The organism is Geobacillus sp. BK01, assembly GCF_052220245.1.
In the GTDB taxonomy this organism is placed as follows: domain Bacteria; phylum Bacillota; class Bacilli; order Bacillales; family Anoxybacillaceae; genus Geobacillus.
Genome location: NZ_JBQPTH010000016.1, coordinates 1 through 20,514, shown reverse-complemented (window position 1 = coordinate 20,514; position 20,514 = coordinate 1). Strand labels below are relative to the sequence as shown.

Annotated in this window: 14 protein-coding genes and 1 pseudogene; 14 read left to right on the top strand and 1 reads right to left on the bottom strand. The window is 55.5% G+C overall.

Annotated features, from left to right (window positions below):
- The first annotated feature begins 91 nt into the window (after window positions 1-91).
- The 6 genes and pseudogenes from dnaE to pyk all read left to right on the top strand — a co-directional run bounded on the left by dnaE (window position 92) and on the right by pyk (window position 8,971).
- Entirely contained in the window at window positions 92-3,373 is a 3,282-nt protein-coding gene (dnaE, locus tag ACTVDO_RS13570; RefSeq protein ID WP_442901695.1) for a DNA polymerase III subunit alpha, read from the top strand.
- A gap of 149 nt (window positions 3,374-3,522) precedes the next feature.
- On the top strand, window positions 3,523-4,125 hold the full coding sequence (locus tag ACTVDO_RS13565; RefSeq protein ID WP_020960874.1) for a FadR/GntR family transcriptional regulator: 603 nt from the start codon (window positions 3,523-3,525) through the stop codon (window positions 4,123-4,125).
- A 75-nt stretch (window positions 4,126-4,200) separates the two neighbouring features.
- Window positions 4,201-5,073, top strand: coding sequence for an acetyl-CoA carboxylase, carboxyltransferase subunit beta (accD, locus tag ACTVDO_RS13560; protein WP_020960873.1), 873 nt, complete (start codon window positions 4,201-4,203; stop codon window positions 5,071-5,073).
- A complete protein-coding gene (gene accA / locus ACTVDO_RS13555) occupies window positions 5,058-6,035 on the top strand; it encodes an acetyl-CoA carboxylase carboxyl transferase subunit alpha (RefSeq protein WP_020960872.1) in 978 nt (325 codons plus the stop codon). Before accD ends, accA begins: the two co-directional genes overlap by 16 nt.
- A 186-nt stretch (window positions 6,036-6,221) precedes the next feature.
- Complete coding sequence (pfkA, locus tag ACTVDO_RS13550; protein ID WP_020960871.1) at window positions 6,222-7,181, top strand: 6-phosphofructokinase; 960 nt, start codon at window positions 6,222-6,224, stop codon at window positions 7,179-7,181.
- A gap of 27 nt (window positions 7,182-7,208) precedes the next feature.
- A pseudogene (gene pyk / locus ACTVDO_RS13545) lies at window positions 7,209-8,971 on the top strand (pyruvate kinase).
- Between the two features lie 51 nt (window positions 8,972-9,022).
- On the opposite strand, the gene ytvI reads toward pyk, so the two are convergent.
- The gene (gene ytvI, locus ACTVDO_RS13540; protein ID WP_020960869.1) at window positions 9,023-10,141 is read right to left on the bottom strand and encodes a sporulation integral membrane protein YtvI; all 1,119 of its coding nucleotides are present in this window, start codon (window positions 10,139-10,141) and stop codon (window positions 9,023-9,025) included.
- A gap of 93 nt (window positions 10,142-10,234) precedes the next feature.
- On the opposite strand from ytvI, the gene ACTVDO_RS13535 reads away from it, so the two are divergent.
- From ACTVDO_RS13535 to polA, 8 genes are all read left to right on the top strand, one after another.
- The gene (locus tag ACTVDO_RS13535) at window positions 10,235-10,690 is read left to right on the top strand and encodes a DUF441 domain-containing protein (RefSeq protein WP_020960868.1); all 456 of its coding nucleotides are present in this window, start codon (window positions 10,235-10,237) and stop codon (window positions 10,688-10,690) included.
- A gap of 267 nt (window positions 10,691-10,957) precedes the next feature.
- A complete protein-coding gene (gene citZ, locus ACTVDO_RS13530; RefSeq protein WP_020960867.1) occupies window positions 10,958-12,076 on the top strand; it encodes a citrate synthase in 1,119 nt (372 codons plus the stop codon).
- 71 nt (window positions 12,077-12,147) lie between these two features.
- Window positions 12,148-13,419, top strand: coding sequence for an NADP-dependent isocitrate dehydrogenase (gene icd, locus ACTVDO_RS13525; RefSeq protein WP_020960866.1), 1,272 nt, complete (start codon window positions 12,148-12,150; stop codon window positions 13,417-13,419).
- Between the two features lie 25 nt (window positions 13,420-13,444).
- Window positions 13,445-14,383 (top strand): malate dehydrogenase, encoded by a 939-nt coding sequence (gene mdh / locus ACTVDO_RS13520; RefSeq protein ID WP_020960865.1) that lies wholly within the window; start codon window positions 13,445-13,447, stop codon window positions 14,381-14,383.
- Between the two features lie 80 nt (window positions 14,384-14,463).
- Complete coding sequence (locus ACTVDO_RS13515; protein ID WP_020960864.1) at window positions 14,464-14,931, top strand: MaoC family dehydratase; 468 nt, start codon at window positions 14,464-14,466, stop codon at window positions 14,929-14,931.
- 224 nt (window positions 14,932-15,155) lie between these two features.
- Complete coding sequence (locus ACTVDO_RS13510; protein WP_020960863.1) at window positions 15,156-15,863, top strand: response regulator transcription factor; 708 nt, start codon at window positions 15,156-15,158, stop codon at window positions 15,861-15,863.
- A complete protein-coding gene (pnpS, locus tag ACTVDO_RS13505) occupies window positions 15,856-17,607 on the top strand; it encodes a two-component system histidine kinase PnpS (protein ID WP_020960862.1) in 1,752 nt (583 codons plus the stop codon). Before ACTVDO_RS13510 ends, pnpS begins: the two co-directional genes overlap by 8 nt.
- A gap of 64 nt (window positions 17,608-17,671) precedes the next feature.
- Complete coding sequence (gene polA / locus ACTVDO_RS13500) at window positions 17,672-20,308, top strand: DNA polymerase I (protein ID WP_041267786.1); 2,637 nt, start codon at window positions 17,672-17,674, stop codon at window positions 20,306-20,308.
- Window positions 20,309-20,514 lie beyond the last annotated feature (206 nt).

Genomic DNA, 20,514 nt, shown 5'->3' with positions numbered 1-20,514 from the left:
TCTTTTACTATGTATATCAACGAATGGGACGAAGTATGTAGCCAAAGGAAAAGTTTTCGGCCACAAACGGACGAATAAGGGAGGGCTGTTCATGACGTTTGTTCACTTGCACGTGTCAAGCGGCTACAGTTTGTTTCAAAGCACGGCCACCGTGGACGCGCTGGCGGCCAAGGCGAAACAGTCCGGGTGCCCCGCCTTGGCGTTGACCGACCGCAATGTGCTGTATGGTGCTCTGTCCTTTTATCGGGAATGCCGGCGCCACGGCATCCGGCCCATCATCGGCATGACGGCCGATGTGGCCCTCAGCGGCGATGACGGCGCCTATCCGCTTGTGCTGCTGGCTGCCAATGAGGAAGGGTACCGCCATGTAATCGAGATCAGCACGATGATTCAAATGGGGGAAGAAAAACAGGTGGATGAAGACGCCCTCCGCCGGTTGAGCGATGGAATCGTCGCCATCACCCCGGGGGCGGAAGGCCGGGTCGAGTCGCTGTTGGCCGCCGGGGAATGGCGGGGGGCGCAAACGGTGCTCGCCCGCTACCAGCAGCTGTTTCCTGGCCGTTTGTATACAGCCATCGAGCGAGGTGAGCGGACGCGCGCCCCGTATGAAGGGGAGCTGTTGCGGCTGGCGAAAGAAGCCGGAGTGCCGGTCGTGGCGACGAACGATGTCCGCTATGTTGAGCGCGGCGACGCCGCGGCGTGGCGCTGTTTGCAGGCGATCGGGCGCGGCGTGCCGTTGGCCGACATCCCGGAGGATCCCGGCCGTTATTTGGCGGTGCCGGACGAGATGGCGCGCCGGTTTGCCGACTTGCCGGAGGCGCTCGCGAACAGTGTGGTCATCGCCGATCAATGCGAGCTGCACATCCCGTTTGGCGGCTGGCAGCTGCCGAAGTTTCCGGTTCCGGACGGGGAAACGGCGGACCGTTATTTGCGCCGTCTGTGCGAACAAGGGCTCGCCCGCCGCGTGCCGGCAGCCGATGAGCGTTATAGGGAGCGGCTTTGGCATGAACTTGACGTCATTCAAGCGATGCGCTTTAGCGATTATTTTTTGATTGTCGCCGATGTGGTCGCCTACGCCCGCCAACGCGGCATTCTCACCGGTCCGGGCCGCGGTTCGGCGGCCGGATCGCTCGTCGCCTACGCTTTGGCCATCACTGATGTTGATCCAATCCGATACGGCCTGTTGTTTGAGCGGTTTTTGAATCCGGAGCGGGTGTCGGTGCCGGATATTGATCTGGACTTTCCCGATGACCGGCGCGAGGAAATGATCCGCTATGTGGCGGACAAATACGGGCGCGACCGCGTCGCGCAAATTATTACGTTTGGGACGTTCGGCGCCAAAGCGGCGCTGCGCGAGACGGCAAAAGCGCTCGGCATTCCCGGGCGCGAGGCGGAGCGGGTCGTGGCGCTTTTGCCGGACAAACAAGGGGTGACGATCCGCCAATGGCGCGGCGAGTCGACCGCGTTTCGCCGCGCCGCCGACATGGTGCCGGACGGCAAGCAATGGCTTGATATCGCGCAAACGCTCGAAGGGCTGCCGCGCCATACGTCGATTCACGCCGCCGGCGTCATCATCAGTCCCGAACCGCTTATACGCCAAGTGCCGTTGCAGCCAAGCCATGGCGAATGGCCGCTCACCCAATACGCCATGGGGTCGCTCGAAGCGCTCGGCCTTCTCAAAATGGACTTTCTCGGCTTGCGCACGTTGACGCTGCTCGGGCAAATGGTGCGCCTCATCGAGCGGCAGACAGGAAAGCCGTTTGATGTGCGGCGCGTGCCGCTTGACGACGAAAAAACGTATGCGCTCCTAGGCGCCGGGGAGACGAACGGCATTTTTCAGCTTGAATCAAACGGCATGAAACGCGTGCTGGCGGAACTGCGGCCATCCGAATTGGAAGATTTGGTCGCCGTCAACGCCTTGTACCGTCCGGGGCCGATGAATATGATTCCGGTCTACATCCGGCGCAAGCGCGGCGACGAAGCGGTTTCCTTCCCCCACCCCGACCTGGCGCCGATTTTGGCGCCGACTTACGGGGTGTTGATCTACCAGGAGCAAATTATGCAAATCGCCGCCCGCATGGCCGGATTCTCGCTTGGACAGGCGGATGTGTTGCGGCGGGCGGTGGCGAAAAAAGAGAAATCGCGGCTTGCTGAGCAGCGGGAAGCGTTTGTCGCCGGCTGTGCGGCGAACGGCTATCCGAAAGAAGCCGCCGAAGAATTGTACCGGCATATCGTCCGCTTTGCCGATTATGGCTTCAACCGGAGCCATGCGGTCAGCTACGCGCTGTTGTCGTATGCGATGGCGTATATTAAAGCCCATTACCCGCTTTGCTTTTATGCCGTCATGCTCTCAGGCGCTGCGGGTGACCGGGAAAAAACGGCGCTTTACGCTCTTGAAGCGGCGCGAAAAGGGATTGCGCTGCTGCCGCCATCGGTCAACCGGAGCGGCTATCGGTTTGCGATCGAAGGCAAGGCGATCCGCACCGGGCTGGCGGTGATGAAACACGTCGGCGCGGCGGCGAAGCTCATCATCGAGGAGCGCCGGAAACATGGACCATTCGCCGACTTTTTTGATTTCGCCATCCGCCTGTTGCCGAAAGGATTGCCGCGTCCGGCGCTTGAGGCGCTCGTTTGGGCCGGCGCGTTTGATGAATTGGGCGGAGAGCGGGCTTCGCTTTTGGCGAGCATCGACGTGGCGGTCGAACACGTGCAGTTGATCGGGCCGTATTTAGGAACGAGCGGCTTGTCGCTGAAGCCGAAATACATGGATGCCCCCCCGCTGTCGCCGGTTGAGCGGCGAAAACGGGAAAAAGAGCTGCTCGGGTTTTCCGTCACCCCGCACCCGGCTGCCGTCTGCCGCCCGCTGTTTCAGGCGGCCCGGGCGGTGCCGATTGCCGAGATGCACGGTTCGGCCGCCGTTATTGGCGGCTATGTGACCGAACAACGGAAAACGAGGACAAAACGGGGAGAGGAAATGGCGTTTGTGACAATCAGCGATGAAAGCGGGGAAGTGGAAGCGGTCGCCTTTCCGTCCGTCTATGCCCGCGCCGCCGCCGAGCTGGCGGAAGGAAACTTTGTGCTGCTTTTTGGAACAGTCGACCGGCGCGCGGGCAGACGCCAGCTCGTCATCCGCCGCGCCGGCTGTTTGCCGGTGTCGGCGCTATATATTAACGCGAGCTGGGGCGATGAGGCCAAACTGTCCAAGCTGAAACGGCTGCTTGAGCAGCAGCGCGGCGTTACGCCGGTTTATTTGTATGACGAAGCGAAGCGGGCGCTCCTTCGCCTGCCGGAGCAATATGCCGTCACGCCCACGGCGCCGCTTGTCGACGGGCTGCTCGCTTTATTCGGCCCCGGGCGCATTGCCGTCAAATAGCTGCCCCTTTACTATTTCACTATTTTATTATATCGTATAACCATTAGGTGGTCAGACCAGTGTGTCCGGCTGCGGTTGGACGGCATGCCGCCCACGTGGGGAATATGGCATAAACGGAAAAGGAGGGGTCTCCGTTCAACGATGAAAAAGTGTACGCCGAGACGTTGAGGCATATCCATCGTCTCGTTGTCGAGGATGGCCTTGTCCCGGGCGACAGGCTGCCGTCAGAACGCGAGCTGGCCGAGCGGCTCGGCGTCGGCCGCTCGTCGGTGCGCGAGGCGCTGCGGGCGCTTGAGTTTCTCGGCCTGATTGAGACGAGGCGCGGCGAAGGGACCTACTTATGCGAAGTCGGCGGTCATCAGCTGATTGAGTTGTTGGCGATGTTTTTGCTTGAAAATGAACGGGCGAAAGCGGATGTGGCGGAAGCGACATGGCTGATCGAACGGCTGTTGCTTGAGCTTGCCTGCCTGCGCTGCAGTGAAGAAGCGTTGGAAAGACTAGAAAAAACCGTTCATCAAAAACCGACTGATTTCGCGTCATTTTTTCAGGCGGTCGCCGAGGGGGCCGGCAACTATTTGCTCACCCGCATTTGGCGGGCGCTGTTCGGGTTTGCCTCCGCCTTTGCGTCCGACCGGCCGCTTGCCGATTCGTTTTATGACCAGCTGTTAGCAGCGGTGAGAAAGCGCGATCCGGCGCAGGCGGTCGCCGTTTGGGAGGCGCATCGGCCTTCGCCGTTGTCGAAACAGAACTGACACCGTTTGACAAACAACCGCTTTCATTTTCGATAAAGTAGTAGAGAGGCGAAAACGCAAAGGAGGGGATCCCTCGTGTGGAAAGACTTATTTGCCAAAAAGAAGAAGTATGCGTCGCTCCCTTCCGAGCAAGTGAGGCCTGAAGTGCCGGAAGGTGTCATGACGAAATGCCCGCAATGCAAAAAAATTATGTATACAAAAGAGTTGGTCAAAAATTTGCGCGTTTGCCTAAGCTGCGGCTACCACCATCCAATGCCGGCGCGCGAACGGATTGAAAGCGTACTTGATGAAGGCAGCTTTCGCGAGTATGACGCCGACATGACATCGGTCAACCCGCTCGGATTCCCCGGTTACATAGAGAAACTGGAAGCAGACCGGCGCAAATCCGGATTGAACGAGGCGGTCGTCACCGGCGAAGGGGCGCTTGACGGCCATCCGCTCGTCATCGCAGTCATGGATTCCTCGTTCCGTATGGGCAGCATGGGATCGGTCGTCGGTGAAAAAATCACCCGCGCGGTCGAACAAGCGCATGATAAAGGCGTGCCGTTTCTCATCTTTACCGCTTCCGGCGGCGCCCGCATGCAAGAAGGGGTGTTAAGCTTGATGCAAATGGCGAAAACGAGCGCGGCGCTCAAACGGTTCAGCAGCGACGGTGGCTTGTTCATTTCGGTTATGACCCATCCGACAACGGGCGGCGTATCGGCGAGTTTCGCCTCGCTTGGCGACTACAACTTCGCCGAACCGGGGGCGTTGATCGGTTTTGCCGGCCGCCGCGTCATCGAGCAGACGGTGCGCGAAGAGCTGCCGGAAGATTTCCAGACGGCGGAGTTTTTGTTAAAGCACGGGCAGTTGGATGCCGTCATTCACCGCCATGAGCTGAAAGAGACGCTGACGGTCGTGCTTCGCATCCATGCAGGAGGAGGGGAATCGGGATGGTGGCGGAATTAGAATTTGAAAAGCCGCTTGTCGAGCTGCGCCGCAAAATTCAAGAGCTGAAAGAGTTTATGAAGACGGCCGATGTCGATTTGTCGGCCGAAATCGAAAAGTTGGAGGCGCGCCTCGCCAAGCTGGAAAACGACGTGTATGCCAATTTGACGCCGTGGGATCGCGTGCAAATTGCCCGCCATCCGCAGCGGCCGACGACGCTCGATTACATCGACCGGCTGTTTACAAACTTTCTTGAATGCCATGGCGACCGCTGCTTTGGCGACGATGAGGCGATCGTCGGCGGCATCGCGGAATATGATGGGCTGCCGGTGACCGTCATCGGCCACCAGCGCGGCAAAGATACGAAAGAGAACTTGCGCCGCAACTTCGGCATGCCGCATCCGGAAGGCTACCGGAAAGCGCTCCGCTTGATGAAGCAGGCGGAAAAGTTTTCCCGACCGGTCATTTGCTTCATTGATACAAAAGGGGCGTATCCGGGCAAAGCGGCCGAAGAGCGCGGGCAAAGTGAAGCGATCGCCCGCAACTTGTTTGAAATGGCCGGGCTCACCGTGCCGGTCGTCTGCATCGTCATCGGCGAAGGTGGGAGCGGCGGGGCGTTGGCGCTCGGCGTCGGCAACCATATTCATATGCTCGAAAACTCCACATACTCGGTCATCTCACCAGAAGGAGCGGCGGCTATTTTATGGAAGGATGCGTCATTGGCGCAGCGGGCGGCGGAAACGATGAAAATTACCGCCCATGATTTAAAAGCGCTCGGTGTCATTGATGAAATTATTCCGGAAGTGAAAGGAGGCGCCCACCGCAACGCCGACGAGCAGGCGAACGAAATTGACCGCGTGCTGCGCGCCTCGCTTAAGCAGCTGTTGGCGCTTGATGGCGAGGCACTCGTTCGGCAGCGCTACGAAAAATTTAAACAAATGGGCCAAGTATCGTGTTTACAAGAAACGATTCGGGCAAGATAAGGAAAAAGCTGTCTCGACTTTCGGGGCAGCTTTGTTCTGTCCATGAAAAAATTGTGTTCATGTAAACCGTTTCAACAGGGCATCGCTGTTGTGTTCCTTAGTTGTTCATGGTACATTAGGAATGTTCAAGAGCGACAGACGTATGAGGTCGGACGTGTTGAATTTGACGTGAATGAGGTGGAAACAATGAAACGGATTGGTGTCTTGACAAGCGGCGGCGACTCGCCGGGGATGAACGCGGCCATTCGCGCTGTCGTCCGCAAGGCGATTTACCACGGCGTAGAAGTGTATGGCGTCTACCACGGCTATGCCGGGCTGATCGCCGGCAACATTAAAAAACTGGAAGTCGGCGATGTCGGCGATATTATTCACCGCGGCGGTACGATGCTATATACAGCCCGCTGTCCGGAGTTTAAAACAGAAGAAGGGCAGAAAAAAGGGATTGAACAATTAAAAAAGCACGGCATTGAAGGGCTCGTCGTCATCGGCGGCGACGGGTCGTATCAAGGAGCGAAAAAATTGACGGAGCACGGTTTTCCATGCGTCGGCGTACCGGGCACGATCGACAACGACATTCCGGGCACTGATTTTACGATCGGGTTTGACACCGCGCTCAATACAGTCATTGATGCCATCGACAAAATCCGCGATACAGCAACGTCGCATGAACGGACGTACGTCATTGAAGTCATGGGCCGCCATGCCGGCGACATCGCCTTATGGTCCGGGCTGGCCGGCGGGGCGGAAACGATTTTAATTCCGGAAGCCGATTACGACATGAACGACGTCATCGCCCGCCTGAAGCGCGGCCATGAGCGCGGCAAAAAACATAGCATCATCATCGTGGCGGAAGGGGTCGGCAGCGGCGTCGACTTCGGCCGGCAAATCCAAGAAGCGACCGGCTTTGAGACGCGCGTGACGGTGCTGGGCCACGTGCAGCGCGGCGGGTCGCCGACGGCGTTTGACCGCGTGCTGGCGAGCCGCCTCGGCGCCCGTGCGGTGGAGTTGCTTTTAGAAGGAAAAGGAGGCCGCTGTGTCGGCATTCAAAACAACCAGCTCGTCGACCATGACATTGCCGAAGCGTTAGCGAAACAACATACGATCGATCAGCGGATGTACTTATTGTCGAAAGAACTGTCCATCTAATTCCCGAGGGGAAAGGAAGAAGAAACGATGAAGCGGAAAACGAAAATCGTCTGTACAATTGGGCCGGCAAGCGAAAGCACGGACAAGCTCGTGCAACTGATCGAAGCAGGAATGAACGTGGCGCGCCTGAACTTTTCGCACGGCGATCATGAGGAACACGGACGGCGCATCGCCAACATTCGTGAGGCGGCACGCCAGACGGGCAAAACGGTCGCCATTTTGCTCGATACGAAAGGTCCGGAAATCCGGACGCACAACATGGAAAACGGCGCCATCGAACTGAAGGAAGGAACGAAGCTCGTCATTTCGATGAGCGAAGTGCTTGGCACGCCGGAAAAAATTTCCGTCACCTACCCAGGATTGGTCGACGACGTGTCCGTCGGCGCGAAAATTTTGCTCGATGACGGGCTCATCGGTCTCGAGGTCAATGCGGTCGACAAGCAAGCGGGAGAAATCGTTACAACCGTTTTAAACGGCGGCGTGCTGAAAAACAAAAAAGGGGTCAACGTCCCGGGCGTGCGCGTCAACTTGCCGGGCATCACCGAGAAAGACCGCGCTGATATTTTGTTTGGCATTCGCCAAGGGATCGACTTTATCGCCGCTTCGTTCGTGCGCCGGGCGTCCGATGTGCTGGAAATCCGTGAGCTGCTTGAGACGCACGATGCCCTTCATATCCAAATTATCGCCAAAATTGAAAACGAAGAGGGCGTCGCCAACATTGACGAAATTTTAGAAGCCGCCGACGGCCTCATGGTGGCGCGCGGTGATTTGGGGGTTGAAATTCCGGCTGAGGAAGTGCCGCTCATCCAAAAGCTGTTGATCAAAAAGTGCAATATGCTCGGCAAACCGGTTATTACGGCGACGCAAATGCTCGACTCGATGCAGCGCAATCCGCGGCCGACACGGGCGGAAGCAAGCGACGTTGCCAACGCCATTTTTGACGGCACCGATGCCGTCATGCTTTCCGGGGAAACGGCGGCTGGCCACTATCCGGTCGAAGCGGTGAAAACGATGCACCAATCGCGCTCCGCACCGAACAGGCGCTTGAGCACCATGATATTTTAGCCCAACGCACAAAAGAAAGTGCGACGACCATCACCGATGCCATCGGGCAGTCGGTCGCCCATACGGCGCTCAACTTGGATGTGGCGGCGATCGTCACGCCGACCGTAAGCGGAAAAACGCCGCAAATGGTGGCGAAATATCGCCCGCAAGCGCCGATTATTGCCGTCACCTCAAATGAAGCGGTATCGCGCCGGCTGGCGCTTGTGTGGGGCGTGTATACGAAAGAGGCGCCGCATGTGAACACGACGGATGAAATGCTCGATGTCGCCGTCGATGCAGCGGTGCGTTCCGGTTTGGTGAAGCACGGCGATTTGGTCGTCATCACCGCCGGCGTGCCGGTCGGCGAAACCGGTTCGACGAACTTAATGAAAGTACACGTCATCAGCGACCTTCTCGCCAAAGGGCAAGGCATCGGCCGCAAGTCGGCGTTCGGCAAGGCCGTCATCGCGAAAACAGCGGAAGAAGCGCGGCAAAAAATGATAGACGGCGGCATTTTAGTCACCGTCAGCACCGATGCGGACATGATGCCGGCGATTGAAAAAGCGGCGGCGATCATTACGGAGGAAGGCGGGCTGACAAGTCATGCCGCTGTGGTCGGCCTAAGCCTTGGGATTCCGGTCGTCGTCGGGGTCGGACAGGCGACAAGTTTGTTTAAAGACGGGCAAGAAATTACAGTCGATGGCGGGTTTGGCGCCGTCTACCGCGGCCATGCGAGCGTGTTGTAATACAGTTGTTGGTCGACAAAAACAGCCTTGGACATGAAGCCAAGGCTGTTTTTATGAGGTGGGCTTGCCGATGATAAAGCGCCACATGTCGCGGAAGACGTTGGCGCTGTGGAGCGTGCGGATGATGACGAGCGCGACCGGACCGGCGATGAGGCCGAGAAAACCGAGCAGCTTGAAGCCGACAAACAAGGCGATCAGCGTCGCGAGCGGATCGAGGCCGATCGACGAGGAGAGCACCTTCGGCTCCATAATTTGCCGCTGGACGAGAACGACGATATACAAAACGCCAAGCCCGATCGCAAACGGGATATCCCCGCTGATGGCGGCGTAAATAATCCAAGGCACGAAGACGATGCCGGTCCCCAAGTAGGGCAAAATATCGACAAACCCGATGATCAATGCGATCGTAATCGCGTAATCGACGCGCAAAATGAGCAAGCCGATCAACACGATGACGGTCGTAATCGAAATGAGTGTCGCCTGCGCCTTAATAAAGCCAAACAGCGCCCGCTTTAAATCCAAAAACACCGTTTTTCCGCTTGTGCGGGCTTTTGCCGGCAGCCATTGCTGTGCCATCCGCATGAGGCGATGCCAGTCTTTGCTGATGAAAAACGTCGCGAGCAGCGAAAAAATAAAAACCGTTGCCGCGTTCGGCAACCACGCGAGAAGTTGCGGAATGTTTTGCAGCACGCGCTGGATAAATTCGCCGACCGTTGTCGCGATTTGCGTCCCGACCGCCTGGATGTTTTGCATGATCGTATCTTGTTGGTCGGCGTTTAAGTTTTTAAACAAGACAGCCCACTCTTGATAAAGCGGGATGAGCTGATTGGCGGCAAACGATTCCATGTATGCGATGAGCGCCTGAAATTTTTCCGGCACGACGTTCGCCAAGTATTGTGTTCCGGACACGATCTCGGCAATTAGCAGCGTCACGATCCCGGCAACGGCGGCAAACAGGACGATCAGCGTCACGCTGACGGCGAGCCAACGCGGCATTTTCGCCTTCCGCTCTAAAAAATCAACGAGCGGATTGATGAAAAGAGCGATAAAAAAGGCAATAATAAACGGGTACGTCACCGTCGAGACATAGTAGACGGCGATGGCACCGAGCACAACGGCCGCGATGACAGTGAGAAAGCGCAAAAAACGGTCGACATATATTCGGGACAATGTTTCACCCCCAACGGTTCTCCATACTGATATATTACATGTTTCTTTACGAAGAAGCAAAAAGACAAGTTTCAGAGGAAAGGGCGGACGATTGTGAACGAACCGGTGTTATTTTTGCTTGTGTTGCTGGCAATCGGGGCGTTGGCGAAAAATCAGTCGCTCATCGTCGCGATTGCCGTTCTGCTCGTCATCAAACTCATCGGCCTTGATCAACGGCTGCTGCCGCTTATTCATTCCAAAGGCATCAACTGGGGGATTACGGTGATTACGATTGCCGTATTGGCGCCGATCGCCGCCGGAGAGATTGGCTTTAAGCAGCTCATCGGGTCACTGCAATCGTTGTCGGCTTGGATCGCGCTTTTATCCGGCATTCTTGTTGCGTTGATTGCAAAAGGAGGCGTGACGCTTTTGGCCAATGACCCACATATGACGGCGGCGCTCGTATTCGGCACCGTCATTGCCGTATCGCTGTTTCATGGGGTGGCAGTCGGGCCATTAATTGGCGCAGGCATTGCCTATACGGTCATAAAAATGGTAGAATATTTTTGAAGCTGGGGCGAGGATCGTTATTCCTGTGTAATAATCTTTTGCCAAATGGATGCATTCCCATTCACAAAAGTCTGATAATTGTTTATAATAATAGGCGTAAGCTAGTTTTCGGGCCAAGCAATACGCGGCGCTGCCGCCCCGTTGTGGCAGCCGGTACGGCAATGTAAGCACTTTCGTGTGCGTGTTTGTTTTTGCATCCATTTCGAGCAAGCGCTCACCAGCCGTCTGGCGGCAAGGCAGGAATTATGAAGAAAAGGGGAGATTCGTATGACAGTAACCCGCGGTTTAGAAGGGGTTGTGGCGACAACCTCCAGCATCAGCTCGATCATCGACGATACATTGACGTACGTCGGCTATGATATTGATGATTTAGCCGAAAACGCTTCCTTTGAAGAGGTCATCTATTTGCTTTGGCATCGGGTGCTGCCGACAAAAGAGCAGTTGGCGGAACTGAAGCGGCAACTCGCTGAGAATGCGGCGATTCCGAACGAGATCGTGGAGCATTTTAAATTATACCCGGTCGATAAAGTGCATCCGATGGCGGCGTTGCGCACAGCGGTTTCGCTTCTCGGCCTGTACGATAAAGAAGCGGATGTGATGACAAAAGAAGCCAATTATCGAAAGGCGATCCGCCTGCAGGCGAAAATCCCGACGATCGTCACCGCGTTTGCCCGCGTACGCAAAGGATTGGAACCGGTTGCGCCGCGCCAAGATTTAAACTTTGCCGCGAATTTCCTGTATATGCTGACCGGCGAAGAGCCGAACGACATTGCCGTTGAAGCGTTCAACAAGGCGCTCGTTTTGCATGCCGACCATGAATTGAACGCCTCAACGTTCACGGCGCGCGTCTGCGTGGCGACGCTCTCAGATATTTATTCCGGCATTACAGCCGCAATCGGCGCCTTGAAAGGGCCGCTTCACGGCGGGGCGAACGAAGCGGTCATGAAAATGCTGACCGAGATCGGCACGGTCGACAACGTCGAGCCGTATATCCGCGGAAAACTGGCCAACAAAGAAAAAATTATGGGCTTTGGCCACCGCGTCTACCGGAAAGGCGACCCGCGCGCCAAGCACTTAAAGAAAATGTCGGAAAAACTGACGAAACTTGTCGGCGAGCCGCACTGGTATGAAATGTCGACGAAAATTGAAGACATCGTCACATCGGAAAAAGCGTTGCCGCCAAACGTTGACTTTTATTCCGCCTCGGTTTACCATTGTTTAGGAATCGATCATGATTTGTTTACGCCAATTTTTGCGGTCAGCCGGACGTCGGGATGGTTAGCCCATATTTTAGAACAATACGACAACAACCGTCTCATCCGTCCGCGCGCGGAATACACCGGCCCGGGCAAGCGGGCGTACGTGCCGATTGACGAGCGCGGCTAAACAAGTGGACAAGGCGGTGAAGGCAAGCCTTCACGCCTTTTCAATAAAACATGGCATTGGGGGTTTTACTCGTGACGCAAGGGGAAAAAATTACTGTCACCAATGGTGTGCTCAACGTTCCAAACCATCCGATCATTCCGTTCATTGAAGGGGACGGAACCGGCCCGGACATTTGGGCGGCCGCTTCGCGCGTGTTGGAAGCAGCGGTGGAAAAAGCGTATAAAGGCGAGAAAAAAATCGTCTGGAAGGAAGTGCTTGCCGGCGAAAAAGCGTACAAACTGACGGGAAGCTGGCTTCCGGATGAAACGCTCGAGACGATCCGTGAATACATAATTGCCATTAAAGGCCCGTTGACGACGCCGGTCGGCGGGGGGATCCGTTCGCTCAACGTCGCGCTCCGTCAAGAGCTTGATTTGTTCGTCTGCCTGCGCCCGGTCCGCTATTTTGAGGGCGTTCCGTCGCCGGTGAAACGGCCGCAAGACACCGACATGGTCATTTTCCGCGAAAACACGGAAGATATTTACGCCGGCATCGAGTATGCGAAAGGGACGCCGGAAGTGAAAAAAGTGATCGACTTTTTGCAAAACGAAATGGGCGTGCGCAAAATCCGCTTCCCGGAAACGTCCGGCATCGGCATCAAACCAGTTTCCGAAGAAGGAACAAAACGGCTCGTGCGCGCAGCGATCAACTATGCGATCGAACACGGCCGCAAGTCGGTCACACTCGTCCATAAAGGGAACATCATGAAGTTCACAGAAGGCGCATTTAAAAACTGGGGTTATGAGCTGGCTGAACAAGAGTTCGGCGACAAAGTGTTTACATGGGCGCAATATGACCGGATCGTCGAAGCCGAAGGAAAAGAAGCGGCAAACAAAGCGATGGCGGACGCGGAAGCGGCCGGCAAAATCATCGTCAAAGACGTCATTGCTGACATCTTCCTGCAGCAAATTTTGACGCGTCCGCGCGAATTTGACGTCATCGCGACGATGAACTTAAACGGCGACTACATTTCCGATGCGCTCGCGGCTCAAGTCGGCGGCATCGGCATCGCGCCGGGGGCGAACATTAACTATGAAACCGGCCATGCCATTTTCGAAGCGACGCACGGCACAGCGCCGAAATACGCCGGACTTGACAAAGTCAATCCGTCGTCCGTTATTTTATCGGGCGTCATGATGTTTGAGCATCTCGGCTGGAACGAAGCAGCGAAACTCATCATCCAAGCGATGGAAAAAACGATCGCTTCCAAAGTCGTGACGTACGACTTCGCCCGCCTGATGGAAGGGGCAACCGAAGTGAAATGTTCGGAATTTGCTGATGCGCTCATCCGCAATATGGACTAACCTTGAACGAAAGGGATGGCAAACGATGGCGATGAAACGGAAAAAAATCTCGGTGATTGGCGCCGGATTTACAGGGGCGACGACGGCGTTCCTGTTGGCGCAAAAAGAGCTTGGCGACGTCGTATTGGTCGATATTCCGCAGCTCGAGAACCCGACGAAAGGGAAGGCGCTCGATATGCTTGAGTCAAGCCCGGTGCTCGGCTTTGACGCCAACATTATCGGCACGTCGGATTATGCCGACACGGCCGATTCCGACATCGTCGTCATTACGGCCGGCATCGCCCGCAAGCCGGGGATGAGCCGCGACGATTTGGTGACGACGAACCAAAAAATTATGAAGCAAGTGACGAAAGAAGTCGTCAAATACTCGCCGAACTGCTACATCATCGTCTTGACCAACCCGGTCGATGCGATGACGTATACGGTCTTTAAGGAGTCCGGATTCCCGAAAAACCGCGTCATCGGTCAGTCGGGCGTCCTCGATACGGCGCGCTTTCGCACGTTCGTCGCCCAAGAGCTGAACGTTTCGGTGAAAGATGTCACCGGGTTTGTTTTGGGCGGCCATGGCGACGATATGGTGCCGCTCGTCCGCTACTCGTACGCCGGCGGCATTCCGCTCGAGAAGCTCATTCCGAAAGACCGTTTGGACGCCATCGTTGAGCGGACGCGCAAAGGCGGCGGCGAGATCGTCAACTTGCTCGGCAACGGCAGCGCCTACTACGCGCCGGCCGCCTCGCTCGCCGAAATGGTCGAAGCGATTTTGAAAGACCAGCGCCGCATTTTGCCGGCGATCGCCTACCTTGAAGGCGAGTACGGCTATGAAGGCATTTACTTGGGCGTGCCGACGATCTTAGGCGGCAACGGCATCGAGAAAGTGATCGAGCTTGAGCTGACCGAAGACGAAAAAGCGGCGCTCGCCAAATCGGTCGAATCGGTCAAAAACGTCATGCGCGTGTTAGAATAACGACAACGCAAAAATTCGGGCCGATGCCCGAATTTTTGCCGTGGTGATTGAAAGCGTTTTCCGAACAAAGGGGTGGGAATGTGTTAAAAAAACGGAGACTAGGGAGAACGATCAAAGAAATCCAATCCGGAGAAAAGCTTGTCTTCCAGGCGGCTATCGAAGATAAAGACTTGCTTCTTTATCTCGGGCTGACCGATGATGCCAATCCGCTTTACATTCAACATGACTACGCCTCGCAGACGCCGCTCGGAAAGCCGGTCGTCCCGCCGATTATGTTGACGGGGATGATCACATCGGCGGTCTCGAAATATTTGCCGGGTCCGGGAAGTTACATTACGCGGCACGATATTCAGTTTCTCCGCCCAGTTTATCATTATGAGACGCTTGAATTTTTGCTTGAAGTGACCGAAGTGGACGAAGAAGGCCATTGCGTCACACTGGCCGTGACCGCGACGCGCGGGACGGAGACAGTGCTTGACGGAACGCTGTCCGTTTGTCCGCCGCACGCTTTGCCTCGCTTTGACGGCCGCGTCTTAGAAAATTTTTAAGCGAAAAAGAAAACGAAGCCGCCACCGCATGTTGTTCCAAGCAGTCCCGTTACGGTTGGCAAAAGATGCTTGCCATCCGCCAAAATAGTGAACAAAACGCCAGAAGCTGCTCTTCACAGGCGAATCGGCCGCCGAAAGAGCGGCTTCATTGATTTTTTGACGAGTAAACGTGCGGATTATGGTATGATAAAAACGGGAGACATTGGACGGGATGGAGGCGTAGTATGGGAAAAAAGGTGTTAGTTGTCGATGATGAGCAGCCCATTGTGACGTTGTTGTCTTACAATTTGGAGAAAGCCGGTTTCCAGGCCGTGGTCGCCCACGACGGCGAAGAGGCGCTCGCCAAAACGGCGTCAGAGCAGCCAGCGCTCATTATTTTGGACTTGATGCTGCCAAAGCTTGACGGTGTCGAAGTGTGCAAACGGCTCCGCCAACAGCAAATTATGACGCCGATTTTAATGCTGACGGCCCGCGATGATGAATTTGACAAAGTGCTCGGCCTTGAGCTTGGCGCGGATGATTACATGACGAAACCGTTCAGCCCGCGCGAAGTCGTCGCGCGCGTGAAGGCGATTTTGCGCCGCACGGAGCTCGTTCAGCCGGTGGCGGAATCAGGCGAGCGGCTCGTCATCGGCCAGCTCGAAATTTTCCCGGAGCGCTATGAAGCGGCCGTTGGCGGCAAGCCGCTTGAACTGACACCGAAAGAATTTGAGTTGCTTCTTCACTTGGCGCGGCATAAAGGGAGGGTGTTGACGCGCGATCAACTGCTCAGCGCGGTATGGAACTACGATTTTGCCGGCGATACACGCATTGTTGACGTCCATATTAGCCATTTGCGCGAGAAAATCGAGGAAGATACGAAAAAACCGGCGTACATTAAAACGGTGCGCGGCCTCGGTTACAAATTGGAGGAACCAAAGCGGCATGAATAGCTTCCGCACCCGGTTGCTGTTTTGGCTCGTCACGCTCATTGTCACCGTCTTGATCGCTCTTGGCTTTTTGCTCGGGCAATTGTTGAAAGATTTTTATGTCGAGACGATGAACAAGCGGATGGAAAAGGAGGCAAAAGCGCTCGCCATTTTGCTTGAGAACGAGCCGCTTGAGCGGATTCGCCCCGATTTGCAGGAAATGGGGAATGAGCTGTCGTCACGCATCACGGTGCTCGACCGGCAGGAGCGGCTGCGGTTTGACAGCGGGCGCATCGCGGCGGTCAGCGACGAAGACCACGAACGCATCATTCGCACCATTTTGCACAAAAAGCAGTTTCCCCGCTTTTCGGTGTTCGAAAAAGCGAACGATGTGTACTACTATATTGTCCCGTACGGGCACGATGGCGAGCGGGGCGGATATGTCATTTTAAGCACGCCGACGAGTTCGCTGAAAAAAGTGAACCAACAAATTTGGGGTGTGCTCGTCAGCAGCCTTGGCATGGCGCTTGTCGTCATCGTCGCTCTTGGCTGGAAAATCGCCAACCAATATATGCGGCCGATTGAGGCGGCGACAAAAGTGGCATTTGAACTCGAAAAAGGCAATTACGCCGCCCGGGTGCCTGATGGCGAGTATAAAGAGGCAGGCATGCTTGTCCGTTCGATCAACCGGCTTGCCCGCAACTTGCAGGAAATGAGCCGGGCGCGGGAAATTCAAACCGACCGGCTCCATACGCTTATTGAAAACGTCGGCAGCGGCCTGCTGTTTATCGACCACCGTGGCCATATCCATTTGATCAACCGCGCGTTCCAAACGCATTTCCACCTTGATCCGTCCGCCTGCTTGTATCGTCCGTATGCTGATGTGCTGCCGCACCGTGATATCGTCAAATTGATCGACGATATTTTTATCACCGAAACGGCGGTGCGCCGGCACATGCGGCTGACGATCGGCATTGAGCGGAAGCATTTCGATGTGTACGGCGCCCCGATTATCGGCACGAACGCCGAGTGGAAAGGGATCGTCGTGGTGTTCCATGATATTACAGAGTTGAAGCGGCTTGAGCAAGTTCGCAAAGACTTTGTCGCGAATGTTTCACACGAGTTGAAGACGCCGGTGACGTCGATCCGCGGATTTGCCGAGACGCTGCTCGATGGGGCGATGAAAGACGAAGAGGCGCTTGAGCACTTTTTGACGATTATTTTAAAGGAAAGCGAGCGGCTGCAAACGCTCGTCGAAGAACTGCTGGATTTGTCGAAAATCGAGCAGCATGGATTTCAGCTGCAGCTCGATGACGTCGACGTCGCCGAGGTGGTTGCCGGGGCGGTGGCTGTGTTTCGCCAAAAGGCGGAGGAAAAACAAATCGATCTGCGCGCCGAGGTGTCAACTCGTCCGGTGATCCGCGGCGATGCGAACCGGCTGAAGCAAATTTTGCTCAACTTGCTTGCCAACGCTATCGCCTATACGCCAGAACACGGGCGGGTTACCGTCGAAGTGGAAGAAACCGGGCAGGAGGTGCTCATTCGTGTGAGGGATACCGGCATTGGCATCGAAGAAAATGAAATCCCTCGCATTTTTGAGCGTTTTTACCGCATCGACAAAGCACGCAGCCGCGATTCCGGCGGAACGGGGCTAGGTCTTTCGATCGTCAAACATTTGGTTGAGGCTCATCACGGCCATATTACAGTGGCAAGCAAAGTCGGGCGCGGCACGGTGTTTACGATCCATTTTCCAAAGCCGGAGCAGTAGCCGGCTTCTTTTTTTCGATGCGCTATTTGCATGGTACAATAAAAGAAGGAGCCTTCGAGGAGGGATGAGATTGAAGAACAAGCTTGTCTTAATTGACGGCAACAGCGTGGCGTACCGCGCCTTTTTTGCCTTGCCGCTTTTGCATAACGACAAAGGCATTCATACGAATGCGGTTTATGGATTTACGATGATGTTGAATAAAATTTTGACGGAAGAACAGCCGACCCACCTGCTTGTCGCGTTTGACGCCGGAAAAACGACGTTCCGGCATGAAACGTTTCAAGAGTATAAAGGCGGACGGCAACAAACCCCTCCGGAACTGTCCGAACAGTTTCCGCTTTTGCGCGAGCTGTTAAAAGCGTACCGCATCCCCGTCTATGAACTGGACCGTTACGAAGCGGACGATATTATCGGTACGCTCGCCTCCCGCGCCGAGCAGGAAGGGTTTGAAGTGAAAGTGATTTCCGGCGACCGCGATTTAACCCAGCTCGCTTCCCCTCATGTGACGGTCGATATTACGAAAAAAGGGATCACCGATATCGAGCCGTACACGCCGGAAACCGTTAGGGAAAAATATGGCTTGACCCCGGAACAAATAGTTGATTTAAAAGGGCTGATGGGCGATAAGTCCGACAACATCCCCGGCGTGCCCGGCATCGGGGAAAAAACAGCGGTCAAGCTGCTCAAACAATTCGGCACGGTGGAAAACGTACTGGCCTCGATCGATGAGATCAAAGGAGAAAAACTGAAAGAAAACTTGCGCCAATACGGGGAATTGGCGCTCTTAAGCAAACGGCTGGCGGCCATTCGCCGCGACGCCCCGGTCGAACTGACGCTCGATGACATTATCTACGAAGGCCAAGACCGGGAAAAAGTGATCGCGTTATTTAAAGAGCTTGGGTTTCAGTCGTTCCTGGAAAAAATGGCTGCGCCGGCAGCGGAACATGAGGAGCTGCTCGTGGAAATGGAGTTTGTCATGGCAGATGACATCACGGAAGAAATGTTGACGGACAAGGCTGCGCTTGTCGTTGAGGTGATGGAAGAAAACTACCATGATGCCCCGATTGTCGGAATCGCCCTAGTAAACGAGCACGGACGATTTTTCTTGCGCCCGGAGAAGGCGCTGGCCGATCCGGCGTTTCTCGCCTGGCTTGGCGATGCGACAAAGAAAAAAACGATGTTTGATTCAAAGCGGGCTGTCGTCTCCTTAAAATGGAAAGGAATCGAACTGCGCGGCGTCGCATTTGATTTGTTGCTCGCCGCCTATTTGCTCGACCCGGCGCAGGCGGCCGGCGATGTCGCCGCGGTGGCGAACATGAAACAATACGGAGCCGTGCGTCCGGATGAAGCGGTCTATGGCAAAGGCGCCAAGCGGTCTTTGCCGGACGAACCGGTGCTTGCCGAGCATCTCGTCCGCAAGGCGGCCGCCATTTGGGCGCTTGAAAAGCCATTGATGGACGACCTGCGCCATAACGAACAAGACGAGCTGCTGACGAAGCTCGAGCAGCCGCTGGCGGCCATTTTGGCTGACATGGAGTTCACTGGGGTGAAAGTGGATACAAAGCGTCTTAGGCAGATGGGGGCAGAGCTCACGGAGCAGCTGCGTGCCGTCGAACAGCATATTTACGAGCTCGCCGGCCAGGAGTTCAACATTAACTCGCCGAAACAACTCGGGGTCATTTTATTTGACAAGCTGCAGCTGCCGGTGCTGAAAAAGACCAAAACCGGCTATTCGACTTCAGCGGATGTGCTTGAGAAGCTCGCGCCTCATCATGAAATCGTTGAAAACATTTTGCATTACCGCCAACTTGGCAAGTTGCAATCGACGTATATTGAAGGATTGCTCAAAGTGGTGCATCCGGATACGAACAAAGTGCATACGATGTTCAACCAGGCGCTGACACAAACCGGGCGGCTCAGCTCGGCCGAGCCGAACTTGCAAAACATTCCGATCCGGTTGGAGGAGGGGCGGAAAATCCGTCAGGCGTTCGTCCCATCGGAACCGGATTGGCTGATATTCGCTGCTGACTATTCGCAAATCGAGCTGCGCGTTCTCGCCCATATTGCGGATGACGATAATTTAATTGAAGCGTTTCGCCGTGATTTGGATATTCATACGAAAACGGCCATGGACATTTTCCATGTGAACGAAGAAGACGTGACAGCCAATATGCGCCGCCAGGCCAAGGCCGTCAACTTTGGCATTGTGTATGGGATCAGCGATTACGGACTGGCGCAAAACTTAAATATTACCCGCAAAGAAGCGGCTGAATTTATTGAACGTTACTTCGCCAGCTTCCCGGGGGTGAAGCGGTATATGGAAAACATTGTGCAAGAAGCGAAACAGAAAGGATATGTGACAACGCTGCTGCACCGGCGCCGTTATTTGCCCGATATCACAAGCCGCAATTTCAACGTCCGCAGCTTTGCCGAGCGGACGGCGATGAACACGCCGATCCAAGGGAGCGCCGCCGACATTATTAAAAAAGCGATGATTGATCTGAACGCGAGGCTGAAGGAAGAACAGCTGCGGGCGCGTCTGTTGCTGCAAGTGCATGACGAACTCATTTTGGAAGCGCCGAAAGAGGAAGTGGAGCGGCTATGCCGGCTCGTTCCGGAAGTGATGGAGCAGGCCGTCACGCTGAACGTGCCGCTGAAAGTCGATTATCATTACGGCCCGACGTGGTATGACGCCAAATGAGGTGCACGCGCCCAAGCGAACGGCAGGGAGGAAAACGGCTCTTGGCCCGACCGGTCTGCATGATCGCAGGGAGCAAGACAAAGGAGCATTCCCGTTAGGAGCTTTTCCGGGGACTTGATCAAAAAAAGCCCTCTTGGTATGATGCAGGGGTGTCAAACAATACCTACCATCATGCCAAGGAGGACTTCAGATGAATTGTACACAAA

Coding starts and splice junctions, on each gene's coding strand:
- pnpS (WP_020960862.1), top strand. CDS start 15,856: ATGAATAGCTTCCGCACCCGGTTGCTGTTTTGGCTCGTCACGCTCATT.
- mdh (WP_020960865.1), top strand. CDS start 13,445: ATGGCGATGAAACGGAAAAAAATCTCGGTGATTGGCGCCGGATTTACA.
- dnaE (WP_442901695.1), top strand. CDS start 92: ATGACGTTTGTTCACTTGCACGTGTCAAGCGGCTACAGTTTGTTTCAA.
- ACTVDO_RS13510 (WP_020960863.1), top strand. CDS start 15,156: ATGGGAAAAAAGGTGTTAGTTGTCGATGATGAGCAGCCCATTGTGACG.
- citZ (WP_020960867.1), top strand. CDS start 10,958: ATGACAGTAACCCGCGGTTTAGAAGGGGTTGTGGCGACAACCTCCAGC.
- pfkA (WP_020960871.1), top strand. CDS start 6,222: ATGAAACGGATTGGTGTCTTGACAAGCGGCGGCGACTCGCCGGGGATG.
- accA (WP_020960872.1), top strand. CDS start 5,058: ATGGTGGCGGAATTAGAATTTGAAAAGCCGCTTGTCGAGCTGCGCCGC.
- polA (WP_041267786.1), top strand. CDS start 17,672: ATGAGATTGAAGAACAAGCTTGTCTTAATTGACGGCAACAGCGTGGCG.